Raw genomic sequence first — 16,355 nt, forward strand, 5'->3', positions numbered from 1 at the left:
TTTGGGATTTATAAGTTAATAGACAGGCTTACAAAAAAGGTTCTTCCGTAGCCACAAAAATAGCTGTTGCCAAAGTTGGGTGTTCCGCTTGAAACGTCTTGATTTCGTTGCCTAAAATTGGCATTACGAGCCTGTTCGAAACCGCCAGTTTTGAAAGAAGTATTCAAAAGATTATTAATGCTACAAAACAAATTCAAGTTCTTTTTGAATATCCGCCACGATTTTCCTCCAACCAAATTCAATAATAAAACAGGGTCCAATTCTTCTTGACGTAGCAACTCTCGTCCTCGTTCCTTTGTGGCTTCTGGAAAAGGCAATCCGTTTGCTGGATTGGTAAAAAATACAGAAGTCCTGGCGATAGGCGAGATGTCGATATAGCGATTAGCTAAATAATTTATATTGGTACTTATCCACCAATATTTTGGATTTCGGTATTCCAATCCAAATGAATAGGCTTGTTGAGGCGTTCCTGCTTGACGGTAGTTTTTGAGTGTTGCGGTGCCAAAATCAAAAACAGGCAGGCTGTTTTCGGCAGACGCTTTGGCATCGTTAGTAATAGTTACATTGGGATTACTAGCGTAACGATAATCGCCAAAACCCGCTGCCAAAGTAGTTTTTAAAGTGGGGTTTATTTGGTATTCCCAACTCAGTTCGGCTCCCCAATTGACTTTGTCCAAATGGGTTAGTGTTTGGCTTACAAACGCATTGGTACTGTTGTTACCTGTGTCGTTTTGAAAAATTCCTTCCGCATAAAAAAAGGAGTTTTCTGTTGCCTTTTTAATTTGACTATAATAACCGGTGAGGCGCATTTTTAACTTTGGCGAACGATAAACATAATTGATATCCAAACTACTATTGGTTTCGCTTTCTATGCCGTCAACAATAGTATTATTGATTCGGGAATTTGGAAAAACAGCTCTCAAATTTGGGGCTTTAGAAGCATGGGAGCCATTGAACAGCAATAATTGTTTTCCGGATAATTTCCAAGTGAGCCCACTTTTAAAACCAAAGTTTTCAAACCTAATTATGGGGCTTTTGCCAAAGGAATTGATTGGATAAATCCCGTTTTTATACAACCCTTGTCGTTGATAGGAAGTGGCCGCATATTCCTGAGCTAAGTAAAAATCAACTTTTTGGTATCGAAATTGAAATTGGGTAAAGCCTTCTAATCGAGCAGCCCTTGTATTAAAATTATATCCGTAGGCATCGCCTACTTTTACACGTCGATTTGGTTGGTTCAAATCCGATTGTGCTTGATCGCCTTTGTAAAAAAGATCGAGATCTTCAAAATACAATCCACCTAATAAATCCAAGACGTTTTGGTAATTATGGGAGTGTACTTTATTAAAAGAACCACCCACATTAAGCCGAATATTTTCGGTCAGTTCTGTATTCAAAAGCGCATTGAAAGCTAGGTTTTGATCGTCGGTTCGGTCTTCGTAAAGAATGTACTTGCTTTGAGCGGGCTCATAACCTAAAATTTTCCCATAGTCATTTACAATCGGACTTTGATTTGCCTGATATAGTGCCGCCCAATTGATTTGCGATTGTGCTAAAAATTGCGTTTTGTTAAGTTCGGCATTCGCCAAATCGGGTGTAAAAGCCCCCGAAAACTCCCCCTTATCTTGGGCGTATAACGAACTAAAATAACTCGGCATTTTTCGATAATAAGAGGGAGTGGGGCTATTGGCATTTTGGTAATCAAGATTGCTGTTGCCGATTTTTCCAAATTGATATAAGACCCCTAGATTGAGTTGGGTGTTAGCATTAATTTTCAAATAATCATTTAGCATTATGACTGGTTCTTCAACAGTTTTGATTCTAGAATTGCGTTGTTTTCCGTTTTGAAAACCCCAATACGAATTGTATTTTGTAGAGGTTAATGCTGTTATCTCATCGGTATTGGGTGAATTTTTCCCGCGGGAATTTGGGGTGTACAATACCGTGAAGTTGATTGAATTTCGATTGGTGAGTTTTTTTTCGACGCTGGCAAATAACGAATTCGCATCATACATTGCACCGTCAAAATAGCCTTCCTTAGCGTAGCGCTTTCCTACTGAGAAAACCAATGCCCAGCCTTTTTCATTCATTTCCGAGGCATAGGTAATCATAGCTCTTCCTTGGTAGTTGGTGTTGGTTCCTGACAAAGATATCCGAGTCCCTTTTCGATAAGTTGAGGCTTGTGTACTTATATGTTGCGTGCCTAAAACACCTCCAAATGCATAATCGGAAGGGCTGGTGCCAATGGCAATCTCTTGATTTCGCAACACGTCGTTGATCCCGCCAAAATCGCTCCATTGCGGTCTGCCGTCATATATTTTATTCATCACAAGGCCGTTAATCATCAGCTTTGCGTATTGGCTGTCAAGGCCTCGTATTCGAAAACGAGCTTGCCCCCAATTGAATGCGGCCGCTTGTTGAAACGCATCTTTAGAAGCGAGCAACATACCCGAAGTGCTTTCGGAACCACCATTGTCTTCGTCCAAATCAGTATCTACGATTGAAATAACGGCTGCTTGTTCAAGGGTTTCGGTATCTTCCTCCAAAGGAATTGTTCCTAAGTCAATTAATTGTTCTTTGAAAATTTGAATAGGAATTAGCTTGTCTTTGTATCCTTGATTATGAAAAAGGATAAAGTGCTTTCCTTGTACATCTGATTTGAATTGGAATTTTCCATCGGGAGAGGAGAGTTGCAGGCTATTCGTATTTTGAATACTCACAACAACACTGGCTAATGGATTTTGTGATTTGGAATCAATAATTTTTCCAGAAATGACCGTTTCTTTTTGAGCAAAAAGCAAACAAGGGCATATCAGAAAAAACAGCTTGGGGCAGAAGTTTTTCATTCGATTTGGGATTAAAATATAAACTAAACTTCTCAGAACAATTAGGGCATTACTGTCTTGAAAAGCAAATACTTAAAAAGGAAACGGTTTTATCCTTTCCAATTTGAAGTTAAAAATAGTAAAAATATGGATTCGTTTATTTTTTACTCTGCCGTTTTGATTTTGGAGACCATAAACGAAATGAACACCCCAAAAACCCCAATGAAAGCAAAAGAAAATTGCAATCCAAAAGCTTCGGCGATGTAGCCAATAATTGGCGGACCCATTAAAAAACCTAAGAAACTTACGCTTGAAACCGCAGTTAAGGCTTCGCCTGTAGGAATTTCAGGATGCTTGCCGGCAATACTGTAGAGCGTAGGAATAATGGTGGAAACACCCAATCCTACAAACATAAACGCAAGGGTGCAAGGAACAATATAGGGAAAAAATACGGCTGTAAATAGACCTGCAGAAATGACTACGCCACTAATTTGCATCACTTTTTTTCGACCAAATTTTAAAATAAATCGATCGCCTAAAAAACGACCACTGGCCATCATAATCATAAAGGAAGTATAACCTAAAATTACCAAGGGTCCCGGTGCTTTGACTACGTCTTTGAAATACACTCCGCTCCAGTCGAACATCACCCCTTCGCTCGCCATGCAACAGAAACCGATGATGCCTAACCACAGCAACATTTTGTCGGGTTTTCTGAATCCTTTCTCTTTTTTAGGTTGCGGTTTTTCAACGGCTTTGATGAGGTATTTGATATTGAACGAAATCAACGATAAAACAAGAATGCCTACAATAGCAAAGTGTTGAAAAGGGGTTAGTTGTAAGGCCAACATTCCGAGTCCAACAAAGGCACCTGTGAAACCGGCCAAACTCCACATTCCGTGAAAAGACGACATGATGGTTCTCTTGAACAAGCCTTCGGTATAAACACCTTGGGTGTTTACCGAAATATTGGATAAGTTGCCAAAAACACCAAAAAAGAACAAGCCTAAGGCTAGGGTCCAAGGATTGGAAGCCAAACCTAAGTTGGTTAAGCTGATGGCATACATGATAATAGCAAAAAGGAGGGTGCGATGACTTCCAAAACGAGTAACTAATTTTCCAGAAACGGGCATCATTACCAATTGACCTACAGGTACTGCAAATAGGATAGAACCCAAAGTCGCTTCGCTAAGATGTAAAGTAGTTTTGATGTCTGGAATTCGGCTGGCCCAAGAGGCAAAACACAAACCCATTCCGAAATAAAAGGAACCCACACCTAATCGGATTCTATTTAAGTACGACGCTTTGGCTTCGCGGTAGCTTTTTTTGTATTTCCCTTTGCCTTTGAATCGGCCTAAAAAGTTTAAATCTATCAAAATGGTGTTTTTAGGGTTTCATTGTGTCAAAAATACAAAAACCCCGGATTCCATAGCGATAAATTTGAAATGACGCAGAATTACAACGTTATTTGTTTATAAGTAGTGGTTTTTGAACACCCATTCAGAATTTGAATATTTAGTCTATCGCAATCACTTTTTGTTGGGCATTGCTTTCAAGTGCAGCCTCAATAATTTGCATCACATGAGTCCCTTCTTGAGCGGTTACCGGTTCGGGTTTGTTTTCTACTATCGAATGATATACCCCGTCAAAATAATCGTAATAATTGCCTTGCAGCGTTGGGATTTTTTCGCGGAAAATAGAGCCGTTTACCTCCGTATGCAATAGACCTTCTTTTTCTTTGGGTTCGGTTCCCCAAGTGGTTAAGTTGGGTTTTTTTTCGAGTTTTAATTCGTCTTCTTGTACATCGCCACGGGGTTTTAAGAAAGACCCTTTTTTGCCATGAAGGACAAAAGACGGATTGGCTTCGCGCACAAAAAACCCCGCTTTCAAACGCACTCTTTTATCAGAATAATACAATAAGATATCAATGTAATCGTCAACGATGGAATTTTCTCGCGTGATGCGAATATCAGCAAAAACGCTTTTGGGCATCCCAAACAAACACAAGGCTTGATCGATCAAATGCGGACCTAAATCTTTTAGTATTCCAGCGCCAGCATTGGCGGTTTCTTTGTGAATTTTTGGACTTAAAATAGGATTGAAGCGATCAAAATGAAACTCGGCTTCAACAATGTCGCCCAAGAGTTTTTCATTCACTATTTTTTGAACGGTTTTGAAATCACTATCCCAACGTCTGTTTTGAAACACGGCTAGTTTTAACCCTTTGGCTTTAGCCAAAGCAGTCAATTCCTGCGCTTCGGCAACAGTGGTGGTAAAGGCTTTTTCGACCAAAGCATGTTTGCCGGCCAGCAATACTTGTTTAGCATAGTCAAAATGGGTTCCAACAGGCGTATTCACCACGATTAATTCGGCATCCGATTCTAAAACCGACTCTAAACTAGGATAGCTCGTCACTTCTGGATAATCCAATTGAATCAATTTTTTGCTTCTTTCCCAAGAGCCTTGTAATTCAAATCCTGGATGCAGATTCAAAAAAGGTGCGTGAAAGACTTTGCCAGACATGCCATAAGAGAGTAGGGCGGTTTTGATTTTTTGCATGATTTGTTGTTTTGAATGCAAATGCAAAGTAAAGTTTTTTTTCCGCCGCTAAGGGGTAAAATGAAGAAGATTTTGAGATTCGTGATTCGTGATTCGAAAATCGTGATTCGTGATTCGAAAATAGAACTTAGTTAATTGAATTAACAAACTTTTAGCAGCCTATGGCTTTTTAAAGTATTTGAAATAGAAAAGAAAACCCTATTTTTGTGCATCAAAATTAGAATTAAACCCACATCATGGATATAGTTATCAAGCTTTCACAATTTTTAATGAGTTTATCATTACTAATTATTTTACACGAATTAGGACATTTTATCCCAGCTAAATTATTCAAAACAAGAGTAGAGAAATTCTACTTGTTTTTTGATGTTAAATATTCCCTTTTAAAGAAAAAAATTGGCGAAACTGAATACGGAATTGGGTGGTTGCCTTTGGGTGGTTATGTAAAAATTTCGGGTATGATTGACGAAAGTATGGACAAGGAACAAATGGCTTTGCCACCTCAGCCTTGGGAGTTTCGTTCAAAACCAGCTTGGCAACGTTTGATTATTATGTTAGGCGGGGTAACGGTGAATTTTATTTTGGCCTTTATCATTTATATCGGGATGGCTTTTGCTTATGGCGAAATGTTTGTGGCTACTGAGGATTTGAAAGACGGATTGTTAATTGAGAACCCAGTGATGCAAAAAGCGGGATTTCAAACAGGAGATAAAATTATCGCGATTGATGGTGAAAAAGTAGTGAAATTTGACAACCAAATGAACTCCAAAATCGTCATGGCAAAACAGGTGTTGATTGAAAGAAACGGAAACCGACAAACCATTACGATGCCGGTGGATTTTGTAGATCAATTGTCTAAAATCGAAAAAGGTGCTTTGGCAACGATTCGTATGCCGTTTGTAGTTGGGGCTGTTTCAGAGGGATCTAAAAACACCGCTTTACAACCCAAAGACATTGTGTTGCGTTTGAATGAAGAGCCAGCCAAATACTTAGACCAAGCCAAAACCATTTTGGAAAAAAACAAAAACAAGCTGATTGTTGCAGGCGTTTTGAGAAATGGAAAAGACATTCAAGTGCCAGTTCAGGTTGATGCTGATGGTAAATTAGGAGTTCAATTAGGCGGTTTGGATTTAGAATCCTTAGAACAACTAGGCTATTATAAAGTGAGCAAACAAGAGTTTGGTTTCTTTGAATCGTTCCCAGTTGGTATTCAAAAAGGAGCCGATCAATTAGTAGGTTATGGCAAGCAATTGAAGATGATTTTCAATCCAGAAACCAAAGCCTACAAACAAGTGGGAGGCTTTGCCGCAATATTTAATATTTTCCCAAGCACTTGGAGCTGGGAAGTGTTTTGGAACATTACGGCTTTGTTATCGATTATGTTGGGGGTAATGAACTTATTGCCTATTCCTGCACTAGACGGTGGGCATGTGGTATTCTTACTGTTTGAAATCATTAGTGGTAAAAAACCAAGTGAAAAATTCTTAGAAAATGCACAAATGGTTGGTTTTGTTTTACTTATCAGTTTGTTGCTATTTGCTAATGGAAATGATATTTATAAGGCAATTGTAGGCAAGTAAATTTTTTTTAAAATTTACGGCTAATTATTTGCGAAAAACAATTTTAGCCCTATATTTGCACCGCTTTAAAAGTGAAATACACTTTCCTCCTTAGCTCAGTTGGTTAGAGCATCTGACTGTTAATCAGAGGGTCCTTGGTTCGAGCCCAAGAGGGGGAGCAACAATGATAAGGGTTTCAAGATTCATTTCTTGGAACCCTTTTTCTATGCGCAAGATTTGAGCAAGGTTTTATAATTTTAGAAGGTGTCAATTGACACTTTTATCGTTTTACAATAACCAAAAAATGGAGATAACTTTAATTATACAACAATCCACTACCTTTTTTCTAAAACATCAATAGTTACTCACTGAAACCTTACCTTTGCGATTGAACTTAAAAAATAATTTAACGAAGAAAACTGAATCAATTATGATAATCAATCAATATTTAAATAAAATTAATTTCAGCAAACTAGGTCTTTTAATCATTTTAGGATTTGGTTGGATGGAGAAAATTTTTGTCTGGGAAGGTGTGCCTGAAGGAATTTTTAAAATGGTAGAAACTAATATATTGACTTCTTGGCTAACTAAATTGGGGCCAATGGGTCCAAATTATTTTTTAGGGTATTTTGAATTAATCGTTTTTATACTTCTTATTGTTAAGGAAAAGTATGGCGCTCTTTTATCCTGTTTAATATTTTTGACAACACTATCTTTTTTAATCAATGATTTTTCATTTTCAATAGCGAAAGATTTTACAATGCTCGGAATTTCGATAGATTTGACTTTAAGACATTGGGGAAAGAAAATAGGATTATCTAAAAATTAATCGATTTTAAATTTAACCCTTCAATTTCCTAATAGTCACATACTCAATCATCGCATTATAGCTGCAGCTTCTGTCAAAAAGGGGAGCAAGAGTGCACAAGGCGACAGAAGTGATGGCTTTTTTGTTGTCTATTAGAGAGTTAGGTGTGCTGCATCTTTTGATGTTCAGACTCCCTTTTTCAGTTTCCATAAGGAGGTCAGATTTTTCAAGGCGTCTAAAAGACTTAAATCCTTTTGAGCTTCTTTGCCGAGCATTTTTTTTGCCAAACTAATGGTTGCGTCATCTGCTTTACTTATTGTTCCAGCGTCAAAAGGTGGATTTGGGTCATACTCTATAAATAGTTGATACGCTTTTGCTTTTTCAACGCCAACTATTTGACTAACTAAAAACAATGCCATATCAATCCCCGCAGAAACACCTTGTGCGGTAATTATTTTACCCTCTTGAATATATCTTTCACTTGTAGGGATTGCTCCGTAATCACTTAACATTGCCAAGGTTCCCCAATGACTTGTTGCCTTTTTCCCTTTTAGAATACCGGCAGCCGCTAAAATAACAGACCCAGAACATACAGATGTGGTCCAAGTTGTTGTTTGGTGAATTTGTTGTATCCAATTCAACACAGATGCGTCTTTTGATTCTCTAATAAAACCGATAACAGAGCCAGGGATTACCAAAATATCAGCAGACTGAATTTCTGAAATATCATATTCTGCAACAAGTTTTAAAAAGTGAGTATCAGAAACTATCAAACCCTTTTCTCTAGCAACAAATCTCACGTTTGCATCTGGAAGTCTGCTCAATACTTCGTAGGGTCCTACAGCATCTAAAACTGTGAGTCCATTATATAGATAGATGACAATATTCATTTTAACATCTTTATAAAAGTCAAAAATACTAAAATTTTTGAAGTCTTGATTCAAGCACTACTTCCTGCAAAATTACACGAAGTTCAACCCTTTAGTTTCCTGATAGTTATGAATTCAATCATCGCATTATAGTTGCATCTTTCGTCGAAAAGGGGAGCAACAAAAATAAGGGTTTCAAGATTTATTTCTTGAAACCCTTTTTCTTTGAGCAAGATTTAATAATTTTAAAAGGTGTCAATTGACACTATTTATCTTTTTCTAACAACATACAAAGTTTGAGATATGTTTCTCCAAGAGAGTAAGCATAACAATACTCTTACGAAAAAATAGGTTATTATCTCTATTAGTAAATAGTTTTGACTATTTTTAATTTTTAATACAACTAAACGTAACATTCACAGAATGAAAAAAATCATCTTCTTAGCACTATTTTTTGCTCCGTTTTTTGCCTACACACAAAACGCCCCATACGCGATAACCTCTTTTTTACAAGAAGGTCCTTTAGCACCCAACACGCATTATATTGGGGAAGCCTGGTTAAGTAATGTTCTTCAAGGCGATAGCGAATTGAATTATAACATTACTAAAGCTACTTTCAGAAAAAACTCTACACTTGATTGGCATAAACACGCTACTCCTCAAGTGCTTATAATTATTGATGGAGAAGGTTATTATCAAGAAAAGGGTCAAGAACCAATTCTGATTAAAAAAGGAGACATTGTAAGATGTTCTAAAGATGTAGAACATTGGCATACTGCAAGTAAAGAAAGTTTAATTACTTATCTGGCCTTGTATGATGGTTCAAAGCCAACAGTTTGGACTGATAAACTAACTCAAGAGTATTATGACAATGTCGCTAAGCAATTAAAAGCAGATAAAAAATAAACTTCAACTCTTCTATTTATTTATAGTTACATATTTATTCCTATTATTGTTACTGCATCTTTCGTTGAAAAGGAGATATTATGTTTAGGTGAAACCGTTTTATATTGAAACCAATACACTTGAACTAGAATCGATTGTTTTTCATTTAATATTTGTTGTTTATCAATAAATATATTATTTTTGTCACTAAATTTAAACGAAAACAATAATGAACACTCAAAATTTTAAGTCATTTGAAAAGAGTTCAACCTTATTCTTAAGGTTAGTTCTCTTGGTTTTTAGTATTGGAGTCTTGGTTTTCTGTGGATTCTTACTTTATCAAATTACCCAATCAGACTCTTTAGGTTATTATCGACCAATTTTGATTGGCGTTGTTCTTTCAACCATTCCCCTGTTATATGTTTTTTATCAAGCGTTTCTTTTATTAAATAATATTGATAACAATTTATCTTTATCGGAATCGTCAGTTAATTCATTACGAATAATAAAAGTCTGTTCATTTCTTATAAGCTTACTTTATTTGATAGGTTCGCCATTTATCTTTACTATTGCACAGCGAGATGATGCTCCGGGGGTTGTCCTAATTGATATTATTTTACTTTTAGGCTCATTTTCTGTTGGAGTGTTTACCTATATCTTACAGAAACTTTTAATCAATGCGATTGGATATAAATCCGAAAATGAGTTAACCATATAAATTATGGAAATTATAGTGAATCTGGATGTAGTAATGGCGCGAAGGAAAATGTCATTAAATGAATTATCTGAAAAGGTAGGAATATCCTTGTCAAACCTTTCCATATTAAAGACGGGTAAAGCAAAAGCAGTCCGTTTTTCAACCCTAGCCGCTTTATGTGACGTCTTAGATTGTCAACCTTCCGATATATTAGAATTTAAGAAATAAACTAATCAAAATTAGATATTATGATAAATAAAAAATGGGCTGTTTTTTCACCCTTGTTGTTATTGTTGATACCTTTAATTGGCATGTTATTTTCAAACGAAGTGAATTGGAGTTTTTTTGATTTCATTATTATGGGGATCCTAATTCTTGTTATGAGTTTTGGTATTAAGTTGGTCCTAAAAACAACCCCAAAAAGAATGTATCGTATACTAATAATTGGAATAATTTTAATTCTATTTTTATTAGTTTGGGCTGAATTAGCAGTTGGTGTTTTTGAAACACCATTTGCGGGTAGTTAGCACAAATCGATTTACAATTTAACTTATTGAAAGTTAAAAAAACGAATACATTTATGAAGTCAAATACGTTTTTATATTAGTATGATAAAGTATACTTTACAATGGGCCGTATTACTAGGAATGGTAATGCTAAATACCCTTGAATCAAAAGCACAGAATTCCAACTATATGCATAGAATTGCAAAAATTAAAGTTGACAGCAGTCAGTTAGAAAATTACAAATTAGCACTTCAAGAACAGATGAACACCGCCATTCAATTAGAACCAGGAGTTTTGTCTTATACTGTAGTAGCCGATAAAAAAGACCCTAGCGCGATTACGATTTTTGAAGCCTACGCCAATCAGGAAGCCTATCAATCACATATTGCAACCCCTCATTTCAAAAAATACAAGGAAACGGTGAAAAACATGGTGACTTCTTTAGAATTAATCGATACTGATTTACTAGCAAGGGTACACCAAAAAGAATACTAATTTACAACTGCATTACTATGAAAAAAGGGGCTATATATCTTTTACAATTTGCTGTTTTACTATTGGGCTTTGTGGTGCTCACTGCTTTGATTCGGCTACCTCTTACCGAAGGAAGGGCTGTTAATTTAGACCTTTTTCATATTTACACCGACCCATTTATAATGTATGGCTATGCCACTTCTATCCCTTTCTTCTTTGCATTGTTTATGGCATTTAAACTATTAACATACATTGGACAAAGTCAATTATATTCATTGGATGCAATTGCTGCAGTAATCAAGATGAGGTATTGTGTGATTGTATTTAGCATTTTTACTTTTATCGCAGGGGTATTGATAGTATTATTTCATGACAAAGAAGATGATCCGGCCGGATTCATTTCACTTTGTATTATGACTATTCTGCTATCCATCTTTATCGCTATTATGGCTTTTTTATTTGAGAAAAAAATTCGGAAAGCGATCGAGCTGAAATCTAAAATGGCTTAAAACTAATTGATTTTTACAAACAAGGTCTTCCAGCTACGCTCTCCATCCCAAATGTTTGATTTTGCTTTGGATAAAACAGCAATAGACTTACCATCCTTGCTCAACTTCCAAACCTCAGTTACCTTAGTAAATGCTTGTTGCTGAACATTGACCTTGTAAGGAGTACCCGTCAAAAAATAGACAATGGATTTAATGGTCATGCTGTTTCCATCATGGGACAACTTTACAGAAAACGTCTTTTTGTTTCCTTGACTATGACTAATTTGACTTGTTCTCCCATCGAAGAACAGTTGCTCTCGAGATGCAACAGATGCTGCATCCGAATCCAAATTTTCTATGGTTAAAAAATCTGATTGTTCTTTGATTTTCATGCTTTTTGCAACCATTCGGTCGCCCGAGTCATAGGAGCAAAAAATATTGCCACCCATACTGATAGACTCTTTGGCTTTCCACTGGCCACAAAAGTTGGTGCGAGCTGTTGCTTTTTTTGGCTGTGCTTGAAGGGAAACATAAAATATCCCTGTTAGTAGAATACTAAGGCAGGCCAAAACATATTTTTTAATTGTCATAAGTTATTTTATTTTTTTACGAAGTCAAAAATAGCTCCGATTAAAACTCCAATTGCTAAACCCATTCCCGTACCGGCGCTAATGTTTCCTATAGTAATTCCATAGGCCGCTCCAAAAACAACTCCAAAACAACTTCCAAGACCGATCCCAATCCCAGTATTTTTATTTTTCTTCATTCGGGTTGATTTAAATAGTTCTTTAAAGTTACATCGAGATAGGATGCAATATACAAAAATACCGACATAGCAATCTAAGAATTATTTATGGTTGTCTTTACGTTACTTCTTTTGCTGAGGTTTATTTTTTCTTTATTTTTAAACTCTATTTTTAAAAAGAAACTTAATACCCTATGAATTACTTCTATAAACAATTCAAAATATTAGTATGGATCGAATCTTTTGTATTGCTTGTACTTGGGTTTGTATTAGGCATTTTACTCGTTGTAAAAGGGAATGAAAACGCCATGTATTATTTGGGGTTCTTCCTCTATGTGCCTATCAGTCAATTTTTATTTACACCCATTTATACACTGACCGGAGGTTACACTTATTATTCGCCCATGTTGCTTGGGTATATGGCCAACGATGCCAAAATTGATTTACATAGCGGAACGAGTTTTGACCATCTCTTTGTCTTGAGAAAATACCCATTGGGAACACCTTTGAGAAATAGAATCTTATTGTTTCACCTAGAGGGGCTGTTGCAGCTGATTCGGTTAATCGAAGAAAAAAGTATTCCAGAATCGGTTAACATTGTAGGGACTTCCTATTTTTTTAACGATAGGACTTTAACCAAACTTGGATTCCAAATAGAAAAAGCCTCTTTATTTTATAGAATTAATTTATTCATCAACTTCATTGATTTATTTTGGATGTATTCCCTTTCACAAGGAAAGTTAGCTATTCCAACTTTATGGGATGCCAAAAAAGCTAGTATTCAAGGGAATCAATTAGTGGAGAACAAACCCAAATTACAAGCATTGTACCAACACTTACAAGCCAAACAAGCTAAAGTTTAATTAGCTATCAGTTTCTTGTATTGGCCTTTTTATATTTAAATTCCATAAAAAGGGTGGTTATAACAGTGATTAGAATTGCAATAAAAATCACAAAAAATAAGACCAAGTGTCCTTGGGTAATTATACGGTCAATTAATGTGTAAGCAACCGATAAAATAAAAAGTATAAGTCCGCTAATTTGCCATATACGAGAAGCTTCAGGCAATTTTACTTCATGGTTGTTTTTAAGAAAACCAGTGGTAGTGAAAATGAATTGGTATTTATCGACGTCCCACAATAATAGGCCGAATGAAGCGAACAACATAAGTGAGGTGATCACCCAGGTTCCTGTAAATTGCATAGCAATGGTAATACAGCAGATATTAGAAATAATGAAAAAATAGATCAAATTTCCTATAGTTGAAAACCGTTGCGTCATCATCAATAAAGCAGTAATCACCTGACTCCACCCCAGAAAATTCCAGTACATTCCCGATCGATAAAGTGCTTCAAAAAAGAACCCAATTGGATTGTCAATTCCAATACTTGTAAATCGCTCACCCAACAGTTTTTTCATTCCCGAAGGAATGAAGGCAAAGGCAAGTAAATATCTCGTAAGCCATACAAAAATTGTTAGAGCGTAATTGGTTCTAATGGAATAGTAAAAAGCAGAAAATGGTTTCATATAAAAATGTAATCGGTGCTTACAAATATAAATATAATCCAAGTTTGAATTAAATTTGGATTTTGGCTTCAAAAAGACGTTCAGATGACGCAAAAATGTCTATATATTTATAAATTATTAAAATCATATTTGCTAAATGAAATTTGGTGATAGAGTAAAAGAGCACAGAATCAGTTTGAATTATTCTCAGAAAGAACTGGCTGAACACACAGGATTAACACTTAGAACAATTCAACGCATTGAGAGTAATGAGGTACAACCAAGCCTGCATTCCATTAAAGTAATTGGAAAAGCATTGGACACAGACCTCTCAAAAATGGCACCGCCATCTGAAACCAAACCCTATGAATTTAATTTAACCCTTAAAATCACAGATATGAATCAGTTTATCAACGACTTAAAAACCCTAGTAAAAAACAATTGGAAAATAATTTTTTTGATTATTCTAGTACTCTTTTTTATTACAAATTATGAAGACATTAAATCAGGAGTAATTGACGGTTGGAACGGAAAATAAATTATTTTTAATTCCGGTATTATTTATATTTTTGAACTACCAAACGACCAATTATGAAAACCTCTTTTAACCAAATTCTCTACATCGGATTTATACTTTTAGGAGTATTCCAAGCGTTATTCTCCAAAGACTATATGCAAGCAGGTTCCTCTATAGGTATCGCCTTGGCTTTTGATCCGTTTGATCAAGACCAAAAATGGAATGACAGACCGACTTGGCAAAAAGCGGTATTATTCGTTCATTTGGGTGTAGCTGCCGCTTTATTAGGCTATGCAATAGGCTGGAATGATAAATAATAGCGAATTATAATTCTAACTTCATCATAATATCGGTTTGTGCTTCGTCACCCATTAAGAAAATATGGCTGTCGAAAGCCACAAAGCCGTTTTTGGTATAGAACCGAAGTGCTCGATGGTTTTCTTCCCAAACGCCTAACCAGATAAAATCTACTTTCTTTTGTTTGGCAATGGCCAAAGCTTTTTCAAACAACAATTGGCCCACTTGCCTTCCGTGGTAGTCTTGTAAAACATAAATGCGTTCAATCTCTACTGAATTAGCGTCTTGAATTTCGGTTTGTGCAGCCCCAAAATTGACTTTTAGGTAGCCAATTACGACTTCGTTTTGGGTCGCAAAATAAAATTCTGAGTTTGGGTTTTCAAGTTCAGTAGTGAGTTTTTCTGCTGAAAAGGCGTGATTCAAATAGATATCCATATTTTCTTCAGTATCTGTAGAAGAGAAGGTATGTAAAAAAGTTGTTCGCCCAATTTCTTGTAAGGGAACCAATTGTTCCACCCCTATTTTTGTAATTTCAAAGGAATTCATAGTCACAAATATAAAATATAATTTCATATATTTAGTGGCTTAAAAAGTATCAAATTTGGAACCCAATACTGGAATATTTAGTAGAATGTTGGCCGGCGGAATTATTGATAAAAATGATCCGGATTTGCCAAAAATTTGGAAAATAGTGGCGCAAACTATTGCCCTATCTTCGGCTTTGAATACGGCTACAGACACCAATCAAATTAGAACACAATTAAGCAAAATCATTGGCAGTACTATAGATACAAGCACTATTGTTTTTGTGCCCTTTCATACTAATTTTGGCAAGCACACCACCATTGGGAAAAATGTTTTTATCAATCACGGTTGTTCGTTTTTAGACCTGGGCGGTATTACTATTGAAGACGATGTTTTGATAGGACCAAAGGTGAGTTTAATTACCGAAAACCACCCGGTGGATCCGGCGAATCGCAAGTCGTTGGACTTAGCCAAAATTGTCATTAAAAAGAATGCTTGGATAGGAGCAGGTGCGATTATTTTGCCCGGTGTAACCGTTGGCAAAAATGCCATCGTTGCCGCAGGAGCAGTGGTCAACAAAGATGTTGCTGATAATACCATTGTAGCTGGTGTGCCAGCCAAAAAAATCAAAAAAATCAAAAAAATCAATTAATATGAAACAAGGAGTAACTCTTTTATTGAACTGGCTTGTTGCTGTTCTGTTTTCGGCAATAGGATTAGTCAATTGCTTTGTTGGTAACGATCCCGAATATGGGATTTTTATTTTGATTTTATCACTGTTATTTTACCCTCCTCTTCGTTTGGTTTTCCAAAAAAAGATTGGATGGATGATTCCTCCTGTTGTTTTAATTGTATTGGGTCTTTTTGTTTTTTGGTCGAGTTTAGGTGTAGGCCAATTGTTAGAAAAGATAAAGATGGTGCTAGGATAAATTCCCAACAACATCGTATTTGATTTTATAAATCGGCAGATAATAAATTTGTTTAAAGCGACTTCTTAATAATTCAAGGCGCTTTTTTGTTTTTTACAGTACGATGTTGTGGTTTGAATTAAAAACTATAAATTTACTTTTTGTATCAAATTTAAATTCAGTCAAT

21 protein-coding genes and 1 tRNA gene are annotated in these 16,355 nt (G+C 35.9%); 14 read left to right on the forward strand and 8 right to left on the reverse strand.

The features are described 5' to 3' along the window. Positions 1 to 8 precede the first annotated feature (8 nt). The 3 genes from LPC21_RS03025 to LPC21_RS03035 form a co-directional block, all read right to left on the reverse strand. On the reverse strand, positions 9 to 2,846 hold the full coding sequence (locus LPC21_RS03025) for a carboxypeptidase-like regulatory domain-containing protein (protein ID WP_229318034.1): 2,838 nt from the start codon (positions 2,844 to 2,846) through the stop codon (positions 9 to 11). 143 nt (positions 2,847 to 2,989) lie between these two features. Next, the gene (locus tag LPC21_RS03030) at positions 2,990 to 4,204 is read right to left on the reverse strand and encodes an MFS transporter (RefSeq protein ID WP_420828064.1); all 1,215 of its coding nucleotides are present in this window, start codon (positions 4,202 to 4,204) and stop codon (positions 2,990 to 2,992) included. A 136-nt stretch (positions 4,205 to 4,340) separates the two neighbouring features. Continuing rightward, positions 4,341 to 5,384, reverse strand: coding sequence for a Gfo/Idh/MocA family protein (locus LPC21_RS03035; protein WP_229318036.1), 1,044 nt, complete (start codon positions 5,382 to 5,384; stop codon positions 4,341 to 4,343). A 236-nt stretch (positions 5,385 to 5,620) separates the two neighbouring features. On the opposite strand from LPC21_RS03035, the gene rseP reads away from it, so the two are divergent. The 3 genes from rseP (at position 5,621) to LPC21_RS03050 (ending at position 7,772) form a co-directional block, all read left to right on the forward strand. Continuing rightward, positions 5,621 to 6,964: an RIP metalloprotease RseP gene (rseP, locus tag LPC21_RS03040; protein WP_229318037.1), complete on the forward strand. Its 1,344-nt coding sequence runs from the start codon at positions 5,621 to 5,623 to the stop codon at positions 6,962 to 6,964. A gap of 84 nt (positions 6,965 to 7,048) precedes the next feature. Further along, positions 7,049 to 7,122: transfer RNA gene (locus tag LPC21_RS03045), tRNA-Asn, on the forward strand. A 251-nt stretch (positions 7,123 to 7,373) separates the two neighbouring features. Beyond that, positions 7,374 to 7,772 (forward strand): hypothetical protein, encoded by a 399-nt coding sequence (locus LPC21_RS03050; RefSeq protein WP_229318038.1) that lies wholly within the window; start codon positions 7,374 to 7,376, stop codon positions 7,770 to 7,772. 164 nt (positions 7,773 to 7,936) lie between these two features. On the opposite strand, the gene LPC21_RS03055 is transcribed toward LPC21_RS03050, so the two are convergent. Next, positions 7,937 to 8,695, reverse strand: a complete 759-nt coding sequence (locus LPC21_RS03055; protein WP_229318039.1) for a DJ-1/PfpI family protein — start codon at positions 8,693 to 8,695, stop codon at positions 7,937 to 7,939. Between the two features lie 348 nt (positions 8,696 to 9,043). On the opposite strand from LPC21_RS03055, the gene LPC21_RS03060 reads away from it, so the two are divergent. The 6 genes from LPC21_RS03060 (at position 9,044) to LPC21_RS03085 (ending at position 11,691) form a co-directional block, all read left to right on the forward strand. Further along, on the forward strand, positions 9,044 to 9,526 hold the full coding sequence (locus tag LPC21_RS03060; protein WP_229318040.1) for a cupin domain-containing protein: 483 nt from the start codon (positions 9,044 to 9,046) through the stop codon (positions 9,524 to 9,526). 208 nt (positions 9,527 to 9,734) lie between these two features. After that, positions 9,735 to 10,223 (forward strand): DUF2975 domain-containing protein, encoded by a 489-nt coding sequence (locus LPC21_RS03065; protein ID WP_229318041.1) that lies wholly within the window; start codon positions 9,735 to 9,737, stop codon positions 10,221 to 10,223. 3 nt (positions 10,224 to 10,226) lie between these two features. After that, positions 10,227 to 10,430, forward strand: a complete 204-nt coding sequence (locus tag LPC21_RS03070; RefSeq protein ID WP_229318042.1) for a helix-turn-helix domain-containing protein — start codon at positions 10,227 to 10,229, stop codon at positions 10,428 to 10,430. 20 nt (positions 10,431 to 10,450) lie between these two features. Then, a complete protein-coding gene (locus LPC21_RS03075) occupies positions 10,451 to 10,729 on the forward strand; it encodes a hypothetical protein (protein WP_229318043.1) in 279 nt (92 codons plus the stop codon). A gap of 81 nt (positions 10,730 to 10,810) precedes the next feature. Continuing rightward, positions 10,811 to 11,203 (forward strand): putative quinol monooxygenase, encoded by a 393-nt coding sequence (locus LPC21_RS03080; RefSeq protein WP_229318044.1) that lies wholly within the window; start codon positions 10,811 to 10,813, stop codon positions 11,201 to 11,203. 17 nt (positions 11,204 to 11,220) lie between these two features. Further along, a complete protein-coding gene (locus LPC21_RS03085) occupies positions 11,221 to 11,691 on the forward strand; it encodes a DUF2975 domain-containing protein (protein WP_229318045.1) in 471 nt (156 codons plus the stop codon). Between the two features lie 2 nt (positions 11,692 to 11,693). Here the strand turns inward: LPC21_RS03085 and LPC21_RS03090 are convergent, their stop codons facing one another. Beyond that, the gene (locus LPC21_RS03090; protein WP_229318046.1) at positions 11,694 to 12,260 is read right to left on the reverse strand and encodes a hypothetical protein; all 567 of its coding nucleotides are present in this window, start codon (positions 12,258 to 12,260) and stop codon (positions 11,694 to 11,696) included. Positions 12,261 to 12,268: 8 nt separating this feature from the next. Beyond that, complete coding sequence (locus tag LPC21_RS03095; protein ID WP_229318047.1) at positions 12,269 to 12,436, reverse strand: hypothetical protein; 168 nt, start codon at positions 12,434 to 12,436, stop codon at positions 12,269 to 12,271. A 173-nt stretch (positions 12,437 to 12,609) separates the two neighbouring features. Here LPC21_RS03095 and LPC21_RS03100 point away from each other — a divergent pair, with 173 nt between their 5' ends. Further along, positions 12,610 to 13,278: a hypothetical protein gene (locus tag LPC21_RS03100; protein WP_229318048.1), complete on the forward strand. Its 669-nt coding sequence runs from the start codon at positions 12,610 to 12,612 to the stop codon at positions 13,276 to 13,278. Positions 13,279 to 13,285: 7 nt separating this feature from the next. Here the strand turns inward: LPC21_RS03100 and LPC21_RS03105 are convergent, their stop codons facing one another. Next, a complete protein-coding gene (locus LPC21_RS03105) occupies positions 13,286 to 13,942 on the reverse strand; it encodes a DoxX family protein (protein ID WP_229318049.1) in 657 nt (218 codons plus the stop codon). Positions 13,943 to 14,078: 136 nt separating this feature from the next. Here LPC21_RS03105 and LPC21_RS03110 point away from each other — a divergent pair, with 136 nt between their 5' ends. Then, positions 14,079 to 14,459 carry a helix-turn-helix domain-containing protein gene (locus LPC21_RS03110; protein ID WP_229318050.1) on the forward strand — a complete coding sequence of 127 codons (381 nt, stop codon included), beginning with the start codon at positions 14,079 to 14,081 and terminating at the stop codon, positions 14,457 to 14,459. Between the two features lie 53 nt (positions 14,460 to 14,512). Next, complete coding sequence (locus tag LPC21_RS03115) at positions 14,513 to 14,755, forward strand: hypothetical protein (RefSeq protein WP_229318051.1); 243 nt, start codon at positions 14,513 to 14,515, stop codon at positions 14,753 to 14,755. A gap of 7 nt (positions 14,756 to 14,762) precedes the next feature. Here LPC21_RS03115 and LPC21_RS03120 read toward each other — a convergent pair whose 3' ends face one another. After that, the gene (locus tag LPC21_RS03120) at positions 14,763 to 15,281 is read right to left on the reverse strand and encodes a GNAT family N-acetyltransferase (protein WP_229318052.1); all 519 of its coding nucleotides are present in this window, start codon (positions 15,279 to 15,281) and stop codon (positions 14,763 to 14,765) included. 85 nt (positions 15,282 to 15,366) lie between these two features. On the opposite strand from LPC21_RS03120, the gene LPC21_RS03125 reads away from it, so the two are divergent. Then, on the forward strand, positions 15,367 to 15,912 hold the full coding sequence (locus LPC21_RS03125; RefSeq protein WP_229318536.1) for a DapH/DapD/GlmU-related protein: 546 nt from the start codon (positions 15,367 to 15,369) through the stop codon (positions 15,910 to 15,912). Between the two features lies 1 nt (position 15,913). Beyond that, positions 15,914 to 16,189, forward strand: coding sequence for a hypothetical protein (locus LPC21_RS03130; protein WP_229318053.1), 276 nt, complete (start codon positions 15,914 to 15,916; stop codon positions 16,187 to 16,189). Positions 16,190 to 16,355 lie beyond the last annotated feature (166 nt).

Origin of the sequence: Flavobacterium ammoniigenes (assembly GCF_020886055.1) — a bacterium.
In the GTDB taxonomy this organism is placed as follows: domain Bacteria; phylum Bacteroidota; class Bacteroidia; order Flavobacteriales; family Flavobacteriaceae; genus Flavobacterium; species Flavobacterium ammoniigenes.

Excerpts from the sequence above, each read along its gene's own strand:
- LPC21_RS03025 (WP_229318034.1), bottom strand. The coding sequence starts at position 2,846 with ATGAAAAACTTCTGCCCCAAGCTGTTTTTTCTGATATGCCCTTGTTTG.
- LPC21_RS03035 (WP_229318036.1), bottom strand. The coding sequence starts at position 5,384 with ATGCAAAAAATCAAAACCGCCCTACTCTCTTATGGCATGTCTGGCAAA.
- rseP (WP_229318037.1), top strand. The coding sequence starts at position 5,621 with ATGGATATAGTTATCAAGCTTTCACAATTTTTAATGAGTTTATCATTA.
- LPC21_RS03050 (WP_229318038.1), top strand. The coding sequence starts at position 7,374 with ATGATAATCAATCAATATTTAAATAAAATTAATTTCAGCAAACTAGGT.
- LPC21_RS03060 (WP_229318040.1), top strand. The coding sequence starts at position 9,044 with ATGAAAAAAATCATCTTCTTAGCACTATTTTTTGCTCCGTTTTTTGCC.
- LPC21_RS03065 (WP_229318041.1), top strand. The coding sequence starts at position 9,735 with ATGAACACTCAAAATTTTAAGTCATTTGAAAAGAGTTCAACCTTATTC.
- LPC21_RS03070 (WP_229318042.1), top strand. The coding sequence starts at position 10,227 with ATGGAAATTATAGTGAATCTGGATGTAGTAATGGCGCGAAGGAAAATG.
- LPC21_RS03075 (WP_229318043.1), top strand. The coding sequence starts at position 10,451 with ATGATAAATAAAAAATGGGCTGTTTTTTCACCCTTGTTGTTATTGTTG.
- LPC21_RS03080 (WP_229318044.1), top strand. The coding sequence starts at position 10,811 with ATGATAAAGTATACTTTACAATGGGCCGTATTACTAGGAATGGTAATG.
- LPC21_RS03085 (WP_229318045.1), top strand. The coding sequence starts at position 11,221 with ATGAAAAAAGGGGCTATATATCTTTTACAATTTGCTGTTTTACTATTG.
- LPC21_RS03090 (WP_229318046.1), bottom strand. The coding sequence starts at position 12,260 with ATGACAATTAAAAAATATGTTTTGGCCTGCCTTAGTATTCTACTAACA.
- LPC21_RS03095 (WP_229318047.1), bottom strand. The coding sequence starts at position 12,436 with ATGAAGAAAAATAAAAATACTGGGATTGGGATCGGTCTTGGAAGTTGT.
- LPC21_RS03100 (WP_229318048.1), top strand. The coding sequence starts at position 12,610 with ATGAATTACTTCTATAAACAATTCAAAATATTAGTATGGATCGAATCT.
- LPC21_RS03105 (WP_229318049.1), bottom strand. The coding sequence starts at position 13,942 with ATGAAACCATTTTCTGCTTTTTACTATTCCATTAGAACCAATTACGCT.
- LPC21_RS03110 (WP_229318050.1), top strand. The coding sequence starts at position 14,079 with ATGAAATTTGGTGATAGAGTAAAAGAGCACAGAATCAGTTTGAATTAT.
- LPC21_RS03115 (WP_229318051.1), top strand. The coding sequence starts at position 14,513 with ATGAAAACCTCTTTTAACCAAATTCTCTACATCGGATTTATACTTTTA.
- LPC21_RS03120 (WP_229318052.1), bottom strand. The coding sequence starts at position 15,281 with ATGAATTCCTTTGAAATTACAAAAATAGGGGTGGAACAATTGGTTCCC.
- LPC21_RS03125 (WP_229318536.1), top strand. The coding sequence starts at position 15,367 with ATGTTGGCCGGCGGAATTATTGATAAAAATGATCCGGATTTGCCAAAA.
- LPC21_RS03130 (WP_229318053.1), top strand. The coding sequence starts at position 15,914 with ATGAAACAAGGAGTAACTCTTTTATTGAACTGGCTTGTTGCTGTTCTG.